This is a genomic window from Frankia sp. CgMI4, from assembly GCF_001756285.1.
Classification (GTDB): domain Bacteria; phylum Actinomycetota; class Actinomycetes; order Frankiales; family Frankiaceae; genus Frankia; species Frankia casuarinae.
The window spans coordinates 47,082-65,014 of the sequence record NZ_MAQZ01000025.1; the positions used below are offsets into that span (position 1 = coordinate 47,082).

11 protein-coding genes are annotated in these 17,933 nt (G+C 72.3%); 6 read left to right on the forward strand and 5 right to left on the reverse strand.

Translation table 11 applies throughout. From position 1 onward, the window contains the following. Positions 1-37 precede the first annotated feature (37 nt). The 4 genes from Manayef4_RS02800 (at position 38) to Manayef4_RS02815 (ending at position 8,416) form a co-directional block, all read left to right on the forward strand. The gene (locus tag Manayef4_RS02800) at positions 38-2,002 is read left to right on the forward strand and encodes a methylmalonyl-CoA mutase subunit beta (RefSeq protein ID WP_070130529.1); all 1,965 of its coding nucleotides are present in this window, start codon (positions 38-40) and stop codon (positions 2,000-2,002) included. Continuing rightward, positions 2,002-4,266 (forward strand): methylmalonyl-CoA mutase, encoded by a 2,265-nt coding sequence (gene scpA / locus Manayef4_RS02805; RefSeq protein WP_011437390.1) that lies wholly within the window; start codon positions 2,002-2,004, stop codon positions 4,264-4,266. The genes Manayef4_RS02800 and scpA overlap by 1 nt, the downstream gene beginning before the upstream one ends. 39 nt (positions 4,267-4,305) lie before the next feature. Further along, positions 4,306-5,388, forward strand: coding sequence for a methylmalonyl Co-A mutase-associated GTPase MeaB (gene meaB / locus Manayef4_RS02810; RefSeq protein ID WP_049761101.1), 1,083 nt, complete (start codon positions 4,306-4,308; stop codon positions 5,386-5,388). Positions 5,389-5,635: 247 nt separating this feature from the next. Next, positions 5,636-8,416 (forward strand): Hsp70 family protein, encoded by a 2,781-nt coding sequence (locus tag Manayef4_RS02815; protein WP_083282242.1) that lies wholly within the window; start codon positions 5,636-5,638, stop codon positions 8,414-8,416. Positions 8,417-8,606: 190 nt separating this feature from the next. Here Manayef4_RS02815 and Manayef4_RS26445 read toward each other — a convergent pair whose 3' ends face one another. Then, positions 8,607-11,123 carry a serine/threonine-protein kinase gene (locus Manayef4_RS26445; protein WP_070130530.1) on the reverse strand — a complete coding sequence of 839 codons (2,517 nt, stop codon included), beginning with the start codon at positions 11,121-11,123 and terminating at the stop codon, positions 8,607-8,609. Between the two features lie 181 nt (positions 11,124-11,304). Between Manayef4_RS26445 and Manayef4_RS02825 the strand changes: the two genes are divergently transcribed. Then, positions 11,305-12,123, forward strand: a complete 819-nt coding sequence (locus Manayef4_RS02825; protein WP_023840798.1) for a class I SAM-dependent methyltransferase — start codon at positions 11,305-11,307, stop codon at positions 12,121-12,123. Positions 12,124-12,229: 106 nt separating this feature from the next. Here the strand turns inward: Manayef4_RS02825 and Manayef4_RS02830 are convergent, their stop codons facing one another. Further along, on the reverse strand, positions 12,230-13,297 hold the full coding sequence (locus tag Manayef4_RS02830) for a hemolysin family protein (protein WP_070130531.1): 1,068 nt from the start codon (positions 13,295-13,297) through the stop codon (positions 12,230-12,232). Further along, entirely contained in the window at positions 13,294-14,796 is a 1,503-nt protein-coding gene (locus tag Manayef4_RS02835; protein WP_023840799.1) for a hemolysin family protein, read from the reverse strand. The genes Manayef4_RS02830 and Manayef4_RS02835 overlap by 4 nt, the downstream gene beginning before the upstream one ends. A gap of 476 nt (positions 14,797-15,272) precedes the next feature. Here Manayef4_RS02835 and Manayef4_RS02840 point away from each other — a divergent pair, with 476 nt between their 5' ends. Continuing rightward, positions 15,273-15,830, forward strand: a complete 558-nt coding sequence (locus Manayef4_RS02840; RefSeq protein WP_011437383.1) for a DUF4232 domain-containing protein — start codon at positions 15,273-15,275, stop codon at positions 15,828-15,830. A 96-nt stretch (positions 15,831-15,926) separates the two neighbouring features. Here Manayef4_RS02840 and Manayef4_RS02845 read toward each other — a convergent pair whose 3' ends face one another. Beyond that, on the reverse strand, positions 15,927-17,120 hold the full coding sequence (locus Manayef4_RS02845) for an acetyl-CoA C-acyltransferase (RefSeq protein ID WP_070130532.1): 1,194 nt from the start codon (positions 17,118-17,120) through the stop codon (positions 15,927-15,929). A gap of 140 nt (positions 17,121-17,260) precedes the next feature. After that, positions 17,261-17,933 (reverse strand): TAXI family TRAP transporter solute-binding subunit (locus tag Manayef4_RS02850; RefSeq protein ID WP_305773806.1); only part of this gene is annotated, 673 nt, incomplete at its 5' end.

Genomic DNA, 17,933 nt, shown 5'->3' on the forward strand with positions numbered 1-17,933 from the left:
CAGGCCGCCTGGGTCCCCCGGGCCTACGATCCGGAACATGAGCGTTCCATCGGCCGGGTTGTCGCTGGCCTCAGACTTTCCGGAGGCGACGCGCGCCGATTGGCAGACGCTCGTCCTGCAGGTGCTGCGCAAGTCCGGCGTGGCGACCGAGGCGACTACTCCCGGCGAGGTCGAGGAGCTGTTGGCCACGCGGACCTACGACGGTCTGCGGATCCGTCCGCTCTACACCGCCGAGAACACCCCCGCCGGCGGGGTGGGCCTGCCGGGGTTCGCCCCGTTCGTGCGGGGTGGGCGGGCGCAGGGCGCGGGCACCGGCGGGTGGGATGTCCGCGCGCTGCATGACAACCCCGATGCCACGCTCGCCGCCGAAGCGGTCCTCGCCGATCTGGAGAACGGCGCCACCTCGCTCTGGCTGCGGCTGGGGCCCGCCGGTCTGCCGATCGGCGGGCTCGGCGCGGTGCTGCGCGAGGTCTACCTCGACCTCGCGCCGATCGTGCTGGACGCGGGGGAGCTCACCGCCGCGGCCGCCGAGGAGTTCTTCGGCCTCGTCGCCGCCCGCGGCCTGCCCGGTTCGCAGCTCACGGGCAGCCTCGGCGCCGACCCGATCGGTCTGGCCGCGCGGACCGGCCTGCCGGCCGGCGGCCCGGTGGGCCTCGCCGAGGCGGTGTCGCTCGCCGGCCGGTGCGTGCGGGAGTTCCCCGGGATCCGCGCCCTCGTCGTCGACGCCCAGCCGTACCACCGCGCGGGTGGCAGTGACGCCGAGGAGCTTGGGGCGTCACTGGCCACCGGCGTCACCTACCTGCGGGAGCTCACCGAGGCCGGCCTGAGCCTTGCCGAGGCGCTCGCCCAGATCGAGTTTCGCTACGCGGTCACCGCCGATCAGTTCTCCTCGATCGCGAAGCTGCGGGCCGCCCGCCGGATGTGGTCACGGGTCGCCGAGATGTGCGGCGCTGAGCCGGCCGACCGGGCCCAGCGTCAGCACGCGGTCACCTCGGCGGCGATGATGACCCGCCGGGATCCCTGGGTGAACATGCTGCGCACGACGCTGGCCTGCTTCGGCGCCGGTGTCGGCGGCGCCGACGCGGTCACTGTCCTGCCGTTCGACACGCGCCTCGGCCGGTCCGACGACTTCTCCCGCCGGATCGCCCGCAACACCCAGGCCCTCCTGCAGGAGGAGTCGAGCCTGATCCGGGTGACCGACCCGGCCGGTGGCTCCTGGTACGTCGAGTCGCTCACCGCCGGGCTCGCCGAGGCGGCCTGGGCCTGGTTCACCGAGATCGAGCGGGCCGGCGGGATCGTCGCCGGCCTGCGGTCCGGGCTCGTCGCCGAGCGGATCGCGGCCACCTGGGCGACGCGCTCCGACGCGATCGCCCACCGGCGGGACCCGATCACCGGGGTGAGCGAGTTCCCGAACCTGGGCGAGAAGCTCCCCGAGCGGCCCGCCGTGCCCGCCGCGAGCCCCGTGCCCGCCGCGAGCCCCGTGCCCGCCGCGAGCCCCGCCGGCGCCGGCGGGGAGGCCGCCACGGCGGTGGGCGCCGGGCTGCCGGAGGTCACCTACGACCTCACCTTCGAGGAGCTGCGCGCCCGTTCCGACGCGCACTTGGCGGCGACGGGCGGCCGGCCTGTGGTCTTCCTGGCCACCCTGGGCAGCGCGGCGGCCTCGACCGCGCGCGCCACCTTCGCCGCCAACCTGTTCCAGGCGGGCGGGTTCGAGACTCCGACGTCCGGCCCGGGCACGGACCCGGCGTCGATCGCGGCGGCGTTCAGCGCCTCCGGGGCCACCGTGGCCTGTCTGTGCTCGGCCGACAAGGTATACGCCGAGCACGCCGGGCCGGTCGCCGAGGCGCTGCGGGCCGCCGGGGCGAGCCGGGTGTGGCTCGCGGGCCAGGCCGGTGCGCGCGCGCGGACCGACGCCGCCGCGGGCATCGGCGGGTACGTGTTCACTGGATGCGACGCCGTCGCCGTGCTGCGGGCGGCGCTCGCCGAGGTTGGGGTGGCCTGATGTCCACGGACAGCTCGCAACGTGCCACGATGATCCCGGACTTCTCCGCGGTGGAGCTGGGCACCACGCCGGCCGGGGCGGACACGGCGGAGGGTGAGTGGCGGGCCGCCCTGGAGGCGGCGACCGGCAAGGACGCCGACGCGCTGACCTGGGATACCCCCGAGGGCATCGCGGTGAAGCCGCTCTACACCGCCGCCGACACCGCGGGCCTGGACTTCCTGGGCACCTACCCGGGGATCGCGCCCTTCCTGCGCGGCCCATACCCGGCGATGTACGTCACCCAGCCGTGGACCATCCGCCAGTACGCCGGGTTCTCCACCGCCGCCGCGTCGAACGCCTTCTACCGGCGCAACCTCGCCGCCGGGCAGAAGGGCCTGTCGGTCGCCTTCGACCTGCCGACCCACCGCGGCTACGACAGCGACCACCCACGGGTCACCGGCGACGTCGGCATGGCCGGCGTCGCCATCGACTCCATCCTCGACATGCGCCAGCTGTTCGACGGTATCCCGCTGGACAAGATGAGCGTGTCGATGACCATGAACGGCGCCGTGCTGCCGGTGCTGGCGCTCTACATCGTCGCGGCCGAGGAGCAGGGGGTGGCCCCGGGGCAGCTCGCCGGGACCATCCAGAACGACATCCTCAAGGAGTTCATGGTCCGCAACACCTACATCTACCCGCCGCAGCCGTCGATGCAGATCATCTCGGACATCTTCTCCTTCACCTCGCGGCGGATGCCGCGGTTCAACTCGATCTCGATCTCCGGCTACCACATGCAGGAGGCCGGGGCGACGGCCGATCTGGAGCTCGCCTACACCCTGGCCGACGGGGTCGAGTACATCCGGGCAGGGCTGGGCGCGGGGCTGGACATCGATGCGTTCGCACCAAGGCTGTCGTTCTTCTGGGCGATCGGCATGAACTTCTTCATGGAGGTCGCCAAGCTGCGCGCGGCCCGGCTGCTGTGGTCGCGGCTGGTCAACCAGTTCACCCCGAAGAGCGCCAAGTCGCTGTCGCTGCGGACCCACTCGCAGACCTCGGGTTGGTCGCTGACCGCCCAGGACGTGTTCAACAACGTGGTGCGCACCTGCGTGGAGGCGATGGCCGCCACCCAGGGGCACACCCAGTCGCTGCACACCAACGCCCTCGACGAGGCGCTGGCCCTGCCGACGGACTTCTCGGCCCGTATTGCCCGCAACACCCAGCTGCTGCTGCAGCAGGAGTCCGGCACCACCCGGGTGATCGACCCGTGGGGCGGCAGCTACTACGTCGAGCGGCTCACCCACGACCTGGCCCGCCGGGCCTGGGAGCACATCGACGAGGTCGAGGCCTCGGGCGGCATGGCGCAGGCCATCGACGCTGGGATCCCGAAGATGCGTATCGAGGAGGCCGCCGCCCGCACCCAGGCCCGCATCGACTCCGGCCGCCAGCCGCTGATCGGAGTGAACAAGTACCGCGTCGACGCGGACGAGGGCATCGAGGTGCTCAAGGTCGACAACTCGGCGGTGCGCGCCGAGCAGATCGAGAAGCTGCGCCGGCTGCGCGCCGACCGTGACCCGGCCGCGGTGGAGGCGGCGCTGCACGCCCTGACCGCGGCGGCCGACGCGGCCCGCGACGGGCGCCGCGGCCCCGGGCTGGAGCAGAACCTGCTGACGCTCGCCGTCGACGCGGCCCGGGCTCAGGCGACGGTCGGGGAGATCTCCGACGCGCTGGAGAAGGTCTACGGGCGTCACGCGGGCCAGATCCGTACCATTTCCGGGGTGTACCGGGACGAGGCGGGACCCGCCGGTAACATCGTCGCCGCCCGCGAGGCCGCCGCCGCCTTCGAACGCGCCGAGGGTCGCCGGCCCCGGATCCTGGTCGCGAAGATGGGCCAGGACGGTCACGACCGCGGCCAGAAGGTGATCGCCACCGCGTTCGCCGACCTCGGCTTCGACGTGGACGTCGGCCCGCTGTTCCAGACCCCGGCCGAGGTCGCCCGCCAGGCCGTCGAGGCGGACGTCCAGATCATCGGCGTCAACTCGCTGGCCGCCGGCCACCTCACCCTGGTGCCCGCGCTGCGCGAGGAGCTCGCCGCGCTCGATCGGCCCGACATCCTCATCGTGGTCGGCGGGGTCATCCCTCCCGGCGACTTCGACGAGCTGCGGGCCGCCGGCGCCGCCGCGATCTTCCCGCCCGGCACGGTCATCGCCGACGCCGCGCTGGACCTGCTCGCGACCCTGTCGGCCCAGCTCGGTCACCCCGCTCACCCCGCTCACCCCGCGGCCTGACCCGCCCCGAGTGACGGCAGATCCGGCATGGTATCCGGCATGGTGACCCGACGACCGATCGATCCGGGTGAGTACGCCGACGGGGTGCTGGCCTCGTCGCGGACCTGGATCGCGCGGGCCATCACCCTCGTCGAGTCCACCAGGCCCGACCACCAGGAGCTCGCGCAGCAGCTGCTGGTGACGTTGCTGCCGCACGCGGGCAAGGCCCGTCGGATCGGCATCACCGGGGTGCCCGGGGTGGGCAAGTCGACGTTCATCGACGCGCTGGGCACCATGCTCACCGGGAAGGGAAACCAGGTGGCGGTGCTCGCCGTCGACCCCTCCTCGACGCGTACCGGCGGCAGCATCCTGGGGGACAAGACCCGGATGGCGGCGCTGTCCACCGATCCGGCGGCGTTCATCCGGCCCTCGCCCACCGCGGGGACGCTCGGTGGCGTCGCCAAGGCGACCCGCGAGGCGATGGTCGTCATGGAGGCGGCGGGCTACGACGTTGTCCTGGTCGAGACGGTCGGCGTCGGCCAGTCGGAGACGACCGTCGCCGACATGGTCGACACCTTCCTGTTCCTGACCCTGGCCCGCACGGGGGATCAGCTCCAGGGCATCAAGAAGGGGGTGCTGGAGCTCGCCGACGTCATCGCGGTGAACAAGGCCGACGGGCCGCACGAGCTCGACGCCCGCCGTGCCGCCCGGGAACTCGCCGGCGCGCTGCGGCTGCTGCAGGGCCCCGCCGGTCTCCGGGACTGGAACACCCCGGTGCTGACGTGCAGCGCGGTGGAGCGGACGGGGCTGGACACTGTCTGGGCGCAGATCGTCAAGCATCAGGACACCCTCGACGCCTCCGGCGAACTCGCCGCCCGCCGCCGCCGCCAGCAGGTCGACTGGATGTGGGCGATGGTCCACGATCGGCTGCTCGCGGGCCTGCGGGCCGATCCGGGGGTCCGCGAGATCACTCCGGACCTTGAACGGCGGGTCCGCGACGGCACCCTCCCCCCGAGCCTGGCCGCCGACGCCATCCTCGCCGCRCATGATGGCCTGGCCGCCCACGAGGGCCGGGCCGCGGCACCCTCCGACGCCGCGGAAAGCCGCGACGGAAAGCCACGACGGAAAAGTGTGGAGGGTTAGGAACGGCCCACGGCCGCTGGACTGTGCCTAACCCTCCACAGTTCCGCCCACGGCAGGCCGGTCGGGCCGGGGCTCGGCACCATTCGGCACCGTCCGGCACCATTCGGCAACTCAGGGACCTGCTCACCGGCTCAACGGGAGCCGGAAATATTTTGTCCGCTCCCGGACACAAATATTGCCTGGTCAAACGTCTACGATGATCGTGGTAACGGGAGTGGAAGGATCTCCGGCGGCCGAGCGGAGTACCGTGGCTCCGGTCGCCGTGATGATCGCGTGGGTTTCGGGAGACGCGGTGAGCTATCAGCTGGGTATCGACCTCGGGTCCGCGAACACGATCGTCGGGGTGGCGGACGGAGGCTGGCCCCGCGTGCTCGAACTGAGCGGTCAGCGTCGCCTGCCGTCGGTGATCTACGCCGCCCCGGCCGGTGGCCTGCAGTTCGCGCGCTCGGCGGACCGCCGGTCGCTGGTCGACCCCGAGCGTGCCGCAACCGACCTCCTGCGCCCGCTCGGGGACAGCGGTCCCGTTCTGCTCGGGGGTGCCGCCTACAGCCGGGAGGGGCTGATTGCCCGGTTGGTGTCCTACCTCGTCACGGCCGCCACCGAGCAGCTCGGGTCGGAACCGGACCAGGTCGTCGTGACGTTCCCGACGTTCTGGTCGGCGGCCCGGCGCGAGGTGTTCGCGGACGCCGTGAGCCAGCTCTCCGATGTCACGGTGCCCGTCGCGGCGTTCCCGGCCGCCGACGCGATCGGAACCCTGCTGTCTCACGGCTCCTCGACCCAGACCGTCGAGTTGGTCGGATGGTACGACTTCGGCGCCGGCTTCCTCGACACGGGGATCCTGTCCTTCTCGCCGTTCGGGTTCCAGCTGCTCGGCTTGGCCGCGGGTCTGYGCCACGGCGCCGGCCTCGAGCTCGACGAGCTCCTGGTCGACCGGGTGCTGACCGGCGCGGGTGTCGAGCGTGCGGCGCTCGACCGTTCCGACCCGATGATCCGGACCGCGCTCGGCAGGCTGCGGCGGGAATGCGCGCAGGCGAAGGAGATCCTTTCCGGTGAGGACGAGGTTGACGTTCCGGTCTCCCTTCCCGGAGCCGATACCTTCGTCACGCTGAGCCGGGCGGAGCTGGAGACCCTCATCGGCCCGATTGTCGATGACACAATCATGACCTTTCGCCGGGCGCTCCGCTCGGTGCCGGTGACCTCCGCCGAGCTGTCCCGGATCCTGTTGTCCGGCGGGATCTCCCACCTTCCGCTGGTGGCCCGCCGGCTGCGGGAGACCTTCAGCGGGATCGGCCGGATCGACCACGGTTCGGACGCGGATGTGGCGATGGGCGCGGCACTGCTCGCCGCCGACCTCGCTGACCGGTTCGGCRCCGTCGGCGCCGGGAGTGCACCGGGTGTTCCGGGTGTTCCGGGTGTTCCGGGTGCGCCCGCGGCCTTTGGAGCCGTCGGGGCGGTGACCGCCGGCGGTTTCGGCGCGTCGGGCGAGGTCGGTGACGCCCAGGAACCCTCTGCTCAGGAACCCTCCGACGTCACCGCGGTGATCCGGCCGCCGGACGCCGCGGACCTGGTCTCGCGGCCGCCCTTCCTGTCCGGGCCGAGGGGGCTGTCCGGGCCGAGGGGGTTCGCGGGCGCGGCGGGTCCGGCCGGGATCCGAGGCGTGCCGGAGGCGGACGGCGTGACGGCCGCGGCGACGGTGCTCAGCGGCCCGGACGGCTCCGCGCCGCACGGCTTGGGCGCCGGGGACGACACGATGATCTCCTCGGGTGGCGCGGCGGATTCCCCGCCGCCGGGGATCGTCGTCGGCGGGCCGGGCCCGTCCGACACGTCCGGTCACCGGATCCCACCCGGCCTCATGACGGTGGGCGCCGATCGGGACCACGTTCTGCTCGGGCCGCCGGGGAAGCTCGACCTGCCCTCGGACTTCTCGACGGGCGGTGTGGGCGGCCCGCACGGTGCCTCCGCCGGGGACGGCCGGGGAATCTTCGGCTCCCGGCGGGCCGCGGTCGTCGCCGCCATTGTCGTGGTCCTCTTCCTGGCTCTCGGGACGACCTTCGCCGTGGTGCTGACCGGCCGTGACTCCGGGGCGGGCTCCGGGGCGGATGCGGTGGCCGCCCCGGCGGTCACCGCGTCGCCGGCCCCATCCGCCACCGGCCCGACCGGGCCACCCGCCTCCGCCGCGAACCTCGTCCGGGTGGCGGGATCCTCGGAGGTCGCCCCGATTACCGAGACCGCCTATAACGAATTTCGTCAGGTCCAGCGCAACGTCACCGTCAGCATCGAGTCCACGACGACCGAGGACGGTTTCGCCGCGCTGTGCAGCGGCAAGGCCGACATCGCCGACGCCTCGTTCGAACTCAATCCCGGGTTCATCAAGAACCCCGACTGCGAGAAGAAGGTCGTCGGGTTCGAGGTGGCGCACCACACCCTGCCGATCGTGGTCAACCCGCGGAACACCTGGCTGCACTGTCTGACCCTGCAGCAGGTCAAGCAGGTGTGGGGGGCCGGTTCCGCCGTCACCCGGTGGAGCCAGATCGACCCGTCGTTCCCGGACGAGCCGATCACGTTTGTCGGGCCGCCGCGCGGCTCCGTGCAGGCGCAGGTGTTCAACGCCACGATCAGTGACGCCAGTGACCGGTCCCGCGACTACCGGCAGACCGATCTCAGCGGGGTCGCCAACGACGTGGCCGCCGACCGCTCGGCCATCGGCTACCTCGACTTCCCCACCTACGAGACCTTCGGCACCAAGCTGCGCGGTGTCGAAATCAACAATGGTGACGGGTGCGTCGCGCCGAACGCCGTGTCGGTCGGTACCGGCCTCTACCTGCCGCTGTGCAAGCCGCTGTTCGTCTACGCCCGCACGGACGCCCTGCGCCGGCCAGCGACCGCCGCCTTCCTGCGCTACTACCTGGCGAACGGCCGGAAGATCGCCTTCGACGCGCACTACGTCCCCCGCAACGACGACACGGTCGGGGAGAACGTCGCCAAGCTCGCGAGCCTGACGGCCGGCGTGGGACCCGTACCGGCCTAGCCGCCCCCGCCCCCGACCGCCCCCGCGTGCGGGGGCGGTCACCTGCGAGCGGCCGCGGGTGAGGACCGGGCGTGCGGGTGAGCTCGGCTGTCGGCGTCGCCGGGCCCCGGGGCGTGACGTGCCGGACGGCGCCGGGGAGCGGTCCGCACCGGAGCGGGAGAACGGGCCTTAACCGGACCGGGGAGCGGTCCTAACCGGAGCAGGAGTCGGTGTAGGGGAGGCGGGGAACGAGCCGGCTCCATTCGGCCGGGCTCAGGGCCGCGCCCGGCTTGGCGCAGGCCAGCCGGCGCAGCCTGGCCGGGTCGAGCGTCCCGAGGAGGACCGACCCCTTGTCGGTGGTCAGCGCGACGGTCTCGGTGCCGGTCCCGGCCACCGCCCGGGCGGGTGCGTCCAGGACGCCCAGGGGGGTCATCGGGGGTGTGGGGGCGGAGAGGTCCCAGTAGGCGACCGCGCCACCGCCGTCCGCGCTCACCAGATGATCGTCGGTGGTGAAGGCGACGGCGGCGACGGGGGCGGTGTGGCCGGACAGCCGGCGCAGGACCCGCGGATGGTCGGGATCGCCGACGTCGGAGACCTGCAGGATCCGGTCGTCGCCGCCGGTGGCCAGCCGCCGTCCGTCCGGACTGAACGCGACGGTGTTCACCGCACCGGTGTGGCCGGGCACCGAGGCCGTCTGGACGGGCCTGCGGGGGTCGCGGACGTTCCACAGTTGCACGGGGCCGCCGGCGCCGGCGATGGCGAGGACGGCGCCGTCCGGCCGCAGTGCCACATCCGTCACCGGCCCGGCGCGGCCGATCAGCAACTGGATCGAGACGGGCCGCGCCGGGTCGGCGACGTCCCACAGCCCCACCGACCAGTCCTCGCCGGCGGTGACGAGCAGATGCGCGCTGCTCGACAACGCGAGCCGATGGACCGGCGTGGCCTGGGGGTCGAGCGTGCTGAGCGGCCGGGGGCGCGCCGGATCGGCGATGTCCCATAGCCGGCCGGCGTCGGTCTCCCCACCCGTCGCGAGTCGGGTGCCCGAGCGGTCGAACACGACGCCGTGYGCATGGTCGTTCGCGGAGCCCCCGGTGGTGGCGGTGGGCCGGCCGGCAGCGTCGACCTTCCAGAGGTGGAGGCTGCCGGTGTCGTCGGTGCCGGCGAGGGTCGTGCCGTCCGGGCTGAGCGCGATGTCGGAGAAGGCCGCGGGGCCGGCGGGGATCCGCGCGGCGGTGGACTGGGCGAAGGACGCGAGGACGGCCGCGCGCGCGGCCTCCGTCGGGGCGATCCGGTAGGCCGCGAGGCTCAGCCGGCCGGCCAGGTCCGGTTGCCGGGCCCGCTGGGCCGCCGCGTCCGCGGCCAGGCGCGACGAGATGGACGCGCGGTCGGCCGCCGACACCGGCGACGGGCCACCGCCGCGCGGCACGATGATCAGCACCGTTGCGGCGGTGATCGCGATGGCGAGTCCGGCGACGAGCAGTGCCGTCCGAGACCACCGCAGCCTGGATGGGGCCGGTGATGGGCTGGGTGCCGGCGGGTGTGGGGTTCCTGCTGGATGCGGGGGTACCGACCCGGGCTGTCCACGCGGCGGGGAGGTCCGGGCCGGTATCGGCGGCGGGGTCCGGGCTGGGATCGGCGGCGGCGAGGCGACAGGCGGCGGGGACAGCTGGGTGACGGGCATGTCCGCCACGTTCGCGGCGGTACCGCCGGTGCTGCCGGTGCTGCCGGTGCTGCCCGTGCCGCGGGGCGGCGGCTCCGACCTGGGCGCCGACCCCGCGGCGCCTGACGGCCGGCGCCGAGCCCAGCGGCGGGCACGTCCGGTGGGCCCGGCGCCGGGCGGTCCGGACGGTATGGAGCCGGGCTCCGGGCGCGCGGGGAGGGTACCCCCGCCGATCAGCGCCGTCCGCAGCTCCTCCGCGCTCGGCCGGGCCGCCGGGTCCTTCGCCATCGCGATCTCGACGAGGTTGCGCAACTCGCCGCCAACTCCGTCGAGCCGCGGCGGCTCGTTGACGATGCGGTAGAGAATGGCGTCGATGCGACCGGTGCCGAACGGSGCGTGCCCGGTGGCGGCGAAGATTATGACGGCGCCCCAGGCGAAGATGTCGACCGCCGAGGTGATCGGTGCGTCGAGGATCTGCTCCGGGGACATGTAACCGGGCGTACCGATGGCGTGCCGGACGTTGTGGCTCAGGTCGGTGTCCGCGTTGAACTCGCGGGCCAGGCCGAAGTCGATCACCTTGGGGCCGACCGGGGACAGCAGGACGTTGCCGGGGGTGAGGTCGCGGTGCACGATCCCGGCCGCGTGGATGGCGCTCAGGGCGGTCGTCACGCTGACCGCGAGCTGTTCGAGATCGGCGGGCCGCAGCGGCCCCCGTACGGAGACGCGCCTCGACAGCGTCGGACCCTCGACGAACTCGGTCACGAGATAGGGCTGGGGCCCGTACGGATCAGCGTCCAGCACGGCGGCCGTGGTGAACCGGCGGACCCGACGAGCACTCTCGGCCTCGCGGGCAAACCGGGCGCRGAATTCGGGCCGTTGCGCGAGCTCCGGCCTGATCATCTTGATCGCGACGGCGCTTCCGTCGGGTGCCCGGCCGAGGAAGACGGTGCCCATGCCGCCCTGCCCGAGCCGGCCGATCACCTGGTAGACCCCGAGCCGCCGCGGATCGGTCAGCTGAAGCGGGYGCACGGCGTCGCCGGGCAGCGGAGGTGGCGTCGTCCCCGTCACCGTGCCCCGCTCCCAAGGTGCGCCGAGACCGGCGAYCCTCTCAGATATGGCGGATGCCTGGACGGGTGCGGGTGCACAGGCCGAGTATCGCAGTAAGGGATGGAAGATCGCAGTATGGACAGAACCAGTATGGATGGAACATAGCGCAATACCGGCAAAGATGCATGATCTGGGAGGTCCTGTGCTCCGCCGTGCGGCGAAGTTCGACGTGACACTGACCCCGACCTCGCGCTCCCTGCTCGCCCCGGTCTCCGAGGAGCCACGGCGGTTGCTGCTCGACCGGGCCCTTGACGAGTTCGTCGCCGATCTCAGCGCGCTGGATGAGACGGCCGGCACGATGGTGGCCGGRGCGCCTCGTCCGACGATCGACACAGCCATCGACGCGGCGGTCCCCGCGGTGGTCGACGGCACGCTGCTCGTCTCCGGCCAGGAGGTGATGCAGACCTGGGAGGCGCCGTTGATGCGGGCGCTGGCCGCCGAGGTGACCCGGCCGGGCGGTACCGTCCTCGAGGTCGGGTTCGGCCTGGGCCTGTCCGCCGGGTTCGTCCAGGAGATCGGTCCGGCCCGGCACACGATCATCGAGGCGAACCCGGCCACGGTGCGCGTCGCCGAGCAGTGGGCCCGCCCCGCGGGGCGCCGCGGGGTGGAGATCGTCACCGGGCGTTGGCAGGAGACCATGCCCGGCCTCGGCCGGTTCGACGGCATCCTCTTTGACACCTACCCCCTTGACGAGACCGAGGTCGACGAGTACTTCGTGCGCAGTTCCACCTTCGCCGAGCACTTCTTCGCGCACGCCGCCGACCACCTGGCCGACGGCGGTTCGTTCACCTACTACTCGAACGAGATCGACTCGGTGTCCCGGCGGCATCAGCGGGCCCTGCTCCGCTACTTCCGCACCTTCAGCGTGCGCGTCGTTGACGGCCTGCAGCCGCCGGCGGACTGCAGCTACTGGTGGGCGCCGTCGATGGCGGTCATCGTCGCCCGGGACCCCCGCCGCTGATCCCCACCTTGCCTATCCAGAGGGATAAATCAGGCACAAAAGCCTCTGGATAGGCCTGGATAGGCAAGGTAGCCGGGGAGATACGGGAGATACGGGACCGGACGGTTCAGGCGGGCTGGTGGGTGGGGACCACGGCCGTGCGAACGGCGTCGTCGCGGATCTCCCCGACCAGCTCCTCCAGGATGTCCTCCAGCGCGACGAGCCCGAGGACCGTACCGTCGGCGTCGGTGACCCTGGCCAGATGCGCGCCGGAGTGCTGCATTGTCGCCAGTGCCGTCCGCAGGTTGTCGTCGGCGCCGACCCGGRCCAGCGGCCGGATCCACTTGGCCGCGAYCGAGCTGGACCGCCGCTCCGRCCGGGTCTCCAGCACGTCCTTGAGGTGCAGGTAGCCGATCAGCCCGCCCTCGGGGTCCCGCACCGGGAAGCGGGTGAATCCGGTGCGCGCGGCGAGCTGCTCGACCTGCCGGGGAGTGACCGCCGGGGACACGGTGACCAGCCCGTCCGGCGGGAGCAGGACGGCACGCGCGGTGCGTTCCTCGAACGACAGCGCCCCGGTCAGCAGGTCGTGCTCGTCCTCGGCGAGCAGACCCTCCCGATGCGACTCCTCGATGAGTCCGGCGACCTCGTCGCGGGTGAAGACGCTCGCGATCTCGTCCTTCGGTTCGACACCGACGAGCCGCAACGACACGGCCGCGATCGTGTTGAGCAGCGCGATGACCGGCTTGCCGCCTCGGACGACTCCGACCAGGAGCGGGGCGAGCAGCAGGACCGCACGCTCCGGCATCGCCAGCGCGATGTTCTTCGGGACCATCTCGCCGACGACCACGTGCAGGAAGGTCACCAGGCCCAGCGCGATGGCGAAGGCCACCGGGTGCAGCAGGGCGGAGGGCATCCCGRCCGCCTCGAACGGCCCGCGGAGCAGATGCGCGACCGCCGGTTCCCCGAGAGCGCCGAGGCCCAGGGTGCAGACGGTGACGCCAAGCTGCGCCCCGGCGAGCATCAACGAGACGTTCTCCATCGCCCCAAGGGTGATCTTTGCCAGTCGTGAGCCCGCCTCGGCCATCGGCTCCAAGTTCGACCGCCGGGCCGAGATCAGCGCGAACTCGGCCCCGACGAACAGCGCGTTCAGCGCCAGCAGGACGACGGTGGCGACGATCGCCAGCAGGTCGGTCATCCCCACCCCGCCCTTCCGGCCGAGGCGGTCTCGGCCTCCTCGGCCCCCTCGGCGGCCGGGTCTGCCGGGTCTGCGGGGTCTGCGGGGTCTGCCGGGTCTGCCGGGTCTGCCGGGTCTGCCGGGTCTGCCGGGTCTGCGCCGGGGCGGCGATCCGCGGGGTCCGCGACCGGTGGATCCGCATCCGTCTCCGGCGTGGCGTCCGTCGGTGCGATCGGGCCCAGACGGATCCGGTCGACCCGCCGGCCGTCCATCCGCTCGACGGTGTACCGCACGCCCTCCACGGCCGCCGTGTCGCCCGCCCGGGGGATGCGTCCCAGCGCCCGGGCCATCAGACCGCCCAGGGTCTGGTAGGTGTCGTCCGCGGGGATGTCGATCCCCGTGACGTTGCGGGCCTCCTCCGGGCGCAGCAGGCCGGAGAGCAGCCARCTGCCGTCCCGCCGGCGCAGGGCGCGCGGGCTGACCCGGTCGTGTTCGTCGACGACGTCGCCGACGATCTCCTCGATGAGGTCCTCGGCGGTGACCAGCCCGTCGGTGCCGCCGAACTCGTCAACCACGATCGCTATCTGCATGCCGCCGGCACGCAGTGTCTCCAGCAGGGGGTCGAGYAGGATCGTCGAGGGCACGGTCACCGGCGGGACCATCACGTCGCGTACCGGGGTATGGTCCCGGGCGTCTTCGGGGACGGCGACCGCGTTCTTCACGTGGATGAGGCCCACGACGTCGTCGCTGTCCGTGCCGAGTACCGGGAAGCGGGAGTGCCCGGTGCGCCGGGTGAGGGTGATGACCTCGCTGACCGGTTCGTCGGCGTGGATGGTGCGCATGCGCATCCGGGGTGTCATGACGTCCTCGGCGGTCCGGTCACCGAACAGCAGGGAGCGCTGCACCAGCGTCGCCGTCTCGTGGGAGAGGGTGCCGTGCTCGGCGGACCGCCCGACGAGGGAGAACAGCTCCTGAGCCGAACGGGCCGAGGCCAGCTCCTCGCGTGGYGAGATGCCGAGGCGGTGCAGCACCGCGTTCGCCGTGATGTTCAGCGAGCGGATCAGCAGGCCGGTGGCCTTCGTGAAGGCACGCTGGGGAGCCTGCACCGCCAACGCGGTGCCGAGGGGATGGGCGATCGCCAGGTTCTTCGGGAGCAGCTCGCCGTACACCATCGTCAGGCCCGTCGCGAGGACCAGAGCGATCGCCACCGACGCCGCCCGGGCGAGCCCGTCCGAGGCGCCGAGCGAGGTGATCGGCCCCTCGAGCAGCCGTGCGATGGCGGGCTCCGCCAGAAAACCGATCATCAGGTTGGTGACGGTGATCCCGAGCTGGGCGCCGGACAGCTGGGTGGACAGACCGCGCAGCGCGGTGAGCACCCCGCGGGCGCCCCGATCACCGCGTTCGGCGGCCCGCTCCACCGAGGGCCGGTCCACCGTGACGAAAGCGAACTCGGCCGCGACGAAAACGCCGCAGGCGGCCACGAGCACCAGGCTGAGTACCAACAGAAGCGCCTCGATCATCGGTCGACCCCCGCGGGCGCTTCTTCGCGCGTGGGTCGGCCGGAACTACATCCGGCGTCTTCGGAGACTTTCATGATCCCTTCCGGTCGGTGCGGGACGACCCGGCCCGCGGGYCTACCCCGTCACGCGGCAACAACGCGCTTCATAGCCCGTCCGTTTCACGATGACCTCTGGTTGGCGCACGGTCCAGACCCCGAGTGGGCCTCGGTAGAAGATCACTGTGTGGGCCGGCCGGCCAGCCAGTCAGCCAGTCCGGTGCCGTGGCCCGGCAGGYCCGGTACTGGAGAAAGGTCGATCGGCGGGCGTGGGCCGGACGCGATGGTGAGGAACCGGACGCGCCGATGAGAACAAGAGCGCTGGAGCCCGGTATGACGGATCTCCGACGGTGTCACGGAGGGTAGCAGTGGGAAGGGAGTAGGTGACATCACCGGGTGGCTTGCCGGCAAGCCGGCTCGCCGCGCGACGAGGAGGTCGTCATGCACAGGTCTCGTGGGAGGGCTCTTCCGGCGGTACTCGCCCTGGCCGCGACGTCGATCTTCGTCGCCGGATGCGGCGCGGGCCCGGGCGGCGGGGGTACCGCCACCGCGGTGGCGGCTCCGGCGACGTCCGTGGCGGCCCGGTGCCGGACCGCTCAGCTCGCTCTGAGCAGCGTCGACCGCCAGGGAACCGCGGGCAGCGACTACGAACGGCTGGTCCTGACCAACATCGGTCACAGCCCCTGCGTGGTACGCGGATTCCCCGGCGTGTCGTTCGTGGACGCGGCCGGCCGGCAGGTGGGCGCGGCGGCGGAGCACACGGGGCCGGCGGGCGCGCCGGTGCGGCTCGTGCCCGGGGGTGCCGCGACGGCGGTCCTGCGCATCCTGCATCTCGGCGTRGCGGAAAGCTGCACGCCTCCCTCGGGGACCGCGCCGGTCGCCGCGCTGCGCGTGTACCCGCCGGGGAACACCGAGGCGCTGCGGCTGAGCGGCCCGGACACGCAGGCATGCCGGGATCCCGCCGTGCGGCAGCTCACCGTGGCCGCGTTCACGGCGTGAGGGCCGGCTCCCACGGTGCACCGGGCGCGGACCAGTGGACCGATACCGGCTAGGCCGATACCGGCGGATCGGCCGGTGGAGGTCGGCCGGTGGAGGTCAGAGCCGTTCGATGATGGTGGCGTTGGCCATGCCGCCGCCCTCGCACATCGTCTGCAGGCCGTAACGGCCGCCGGTGGCCTCCAGGTAGTTGAGCATCGTGGTGAGCAGGCGGGTGCCCGATCCGCCCAGCGGGTGGCCCAGCGCGATGRCGCCCCCGCGCGGGTTGAGCTTCGCCGGGTCGGCACCGGTGTCGCGGGCCCACATGAGCGGCACGGGCGCGAACGCCTCGTTGACCTCGAAGGCGTCGATGTCGTCGATGCTCAGACCGGCGCGCTTGAGCGCCTTGCGGGTTGCCGGGATCGGCGCGGTCAGCATGAGCAACGGGTCGTCCCCGGCGAGCGCGAACGTGTGGAACCGGGCCCGTGGCCGCAGGCCGAGCTTGTTCGCCCTGGTCTCGCTCATGATCAGGACGGCCGAGGCGCCGTCGGTCAGCGGGGAGGAGTTACCCGGGGTGATGTTCCAGGTGATCTCCGGGAAGCGGGCGGCGTACGCCTCGGTGTAGAAGGACGGCTTGAGCTTCGCCAGCGTCTCGACGGTCGTGGTCGCTCGGACCGTCTCGTCCACGGTGTGCTGGGCTGTCGTGCCGTCCGGAAGGGTGATCTCGACCGGGACGATCTCCCCGGCGAAGTCCCCCGCCGCGACGGAGGCCGCCGCGAGCTGGTGCGACCGCGCGGAGAAGATGTCCAGGTCCTCCCGGTTGATCTTCCATCGGGCGCTGACGAGCTCCGCGCCGATGCCCTGGTGGGCCAGGCCCTCCGGGTAGCGGGCGTGCAGGCTCGGGCCGTTGGGGTCCTTGCCGAAAGTGGTGGAGCCCATCGGCACCCGGCTCATCGACTCCACCCCGGCGGCGATGACGATGTCGTAGGCGCCGGCGAGCACCCCCTGCGCGGCGAAATGGGCGGCCTGCTGGCTCGAGCCGCACTGGCGGTCGATCGTGGTGGCCGGCACCGACTCGGGGAACCCGGCCGACAGCACCGCGGTGCGCCCGATGTTGACGGCCTGCTCGCCGGCCTGGTCAACACACCCGGCGATGACGTCGTCGACCAGCGCCGGATCAAGGTCGTTACGGGCGATCAGTGCCTTCAGCACGGTGGCCAGCAGCTCCACCGGATGGGTCTCGGACAGCGCCCCACCCGGCTTGCCCCGTCCCGACGCCGTGCGTACCCCATCGACGATGACTGCGTTCTCCATGGGTTCTCCCTCGTCACAACCATCACAATGACGGCGGATCGACCGTCGCCCTGCCCGGTACCGCCCTGCCCGTTGCCTGGCGCCTGCCCGGATCGACGCTACGGGCCACCCTCTTGATGGGTCAACAAGTGAACCGGAGGTCAGGGGGTCGGGGCCGGGCATCCCGTCGGATAACCGAGCGCATGTGTATAGTATCTCTCCGCCGCCGGATGTAGCGGGACGTACCGGCAGATGTTGGTCGCGATGAAGGAGCCGGGAGTCGCGAAACCGAGGCGGCGCGCCTGCGCCTGCGCCTGATGAGTGGCCCACAGGGTGGCCTTGAACTCGGCGGAGTGCTCGTCCATCATCCAGGCGGCGAACTCGACCAGCGCGGGATCGGCGTACCTACTGGCGACGATGCCGTTCGGCACCGCGAGGGTCGCTGTCGGCTGGGACGGGATGAGGTTGTAGTCACCCGGCTCGATAGCGGCCCTTGTGAAGACGTTGGCTCCGACATCGAGGTACTGGGAGTACCAGTCCCGCTGGATCGCCGACTGCCAGTCGTCGAGTGGCACGAATTTGATCTTCTGGTAGCTGTCGTTATATTCCTGGACCGCCATCGTGGGAGCGCCCGCCGCCCACAGGACCGCGTCGGCGTGATCCACGCCGGTGGAGTGAAGTTTCTGGAGCGCCTCGGTTATCCGGTTCCCGGTCACCGGACGGACGACGCAGCCCGCTCCCTTCACCCGGGTGATCTGACGGAACAGCACGGTGGCGATCTGGTGGGTGCCCGAGTCGAGCAGTCCGCTTTCGACCGTCTTGCCGCACAGATCG

Bases quoted from the DNA above. Each gene is read 5' to 3' on its own strand.
- Manayef4_RS02800 (WP_070130529.1), top strand. From the start codon at position 38: ATGAGCGTTCCATCGGCCGGGTTGTCGCTGGCCTCAGACTTTCCGGAG.
- scpA (WP_011437390.1), top strand. From the start codon at position 2,002: ATGTCCACGGACAGCTCGCAACGTGCCACGATGATCCCGGACTTCTCC.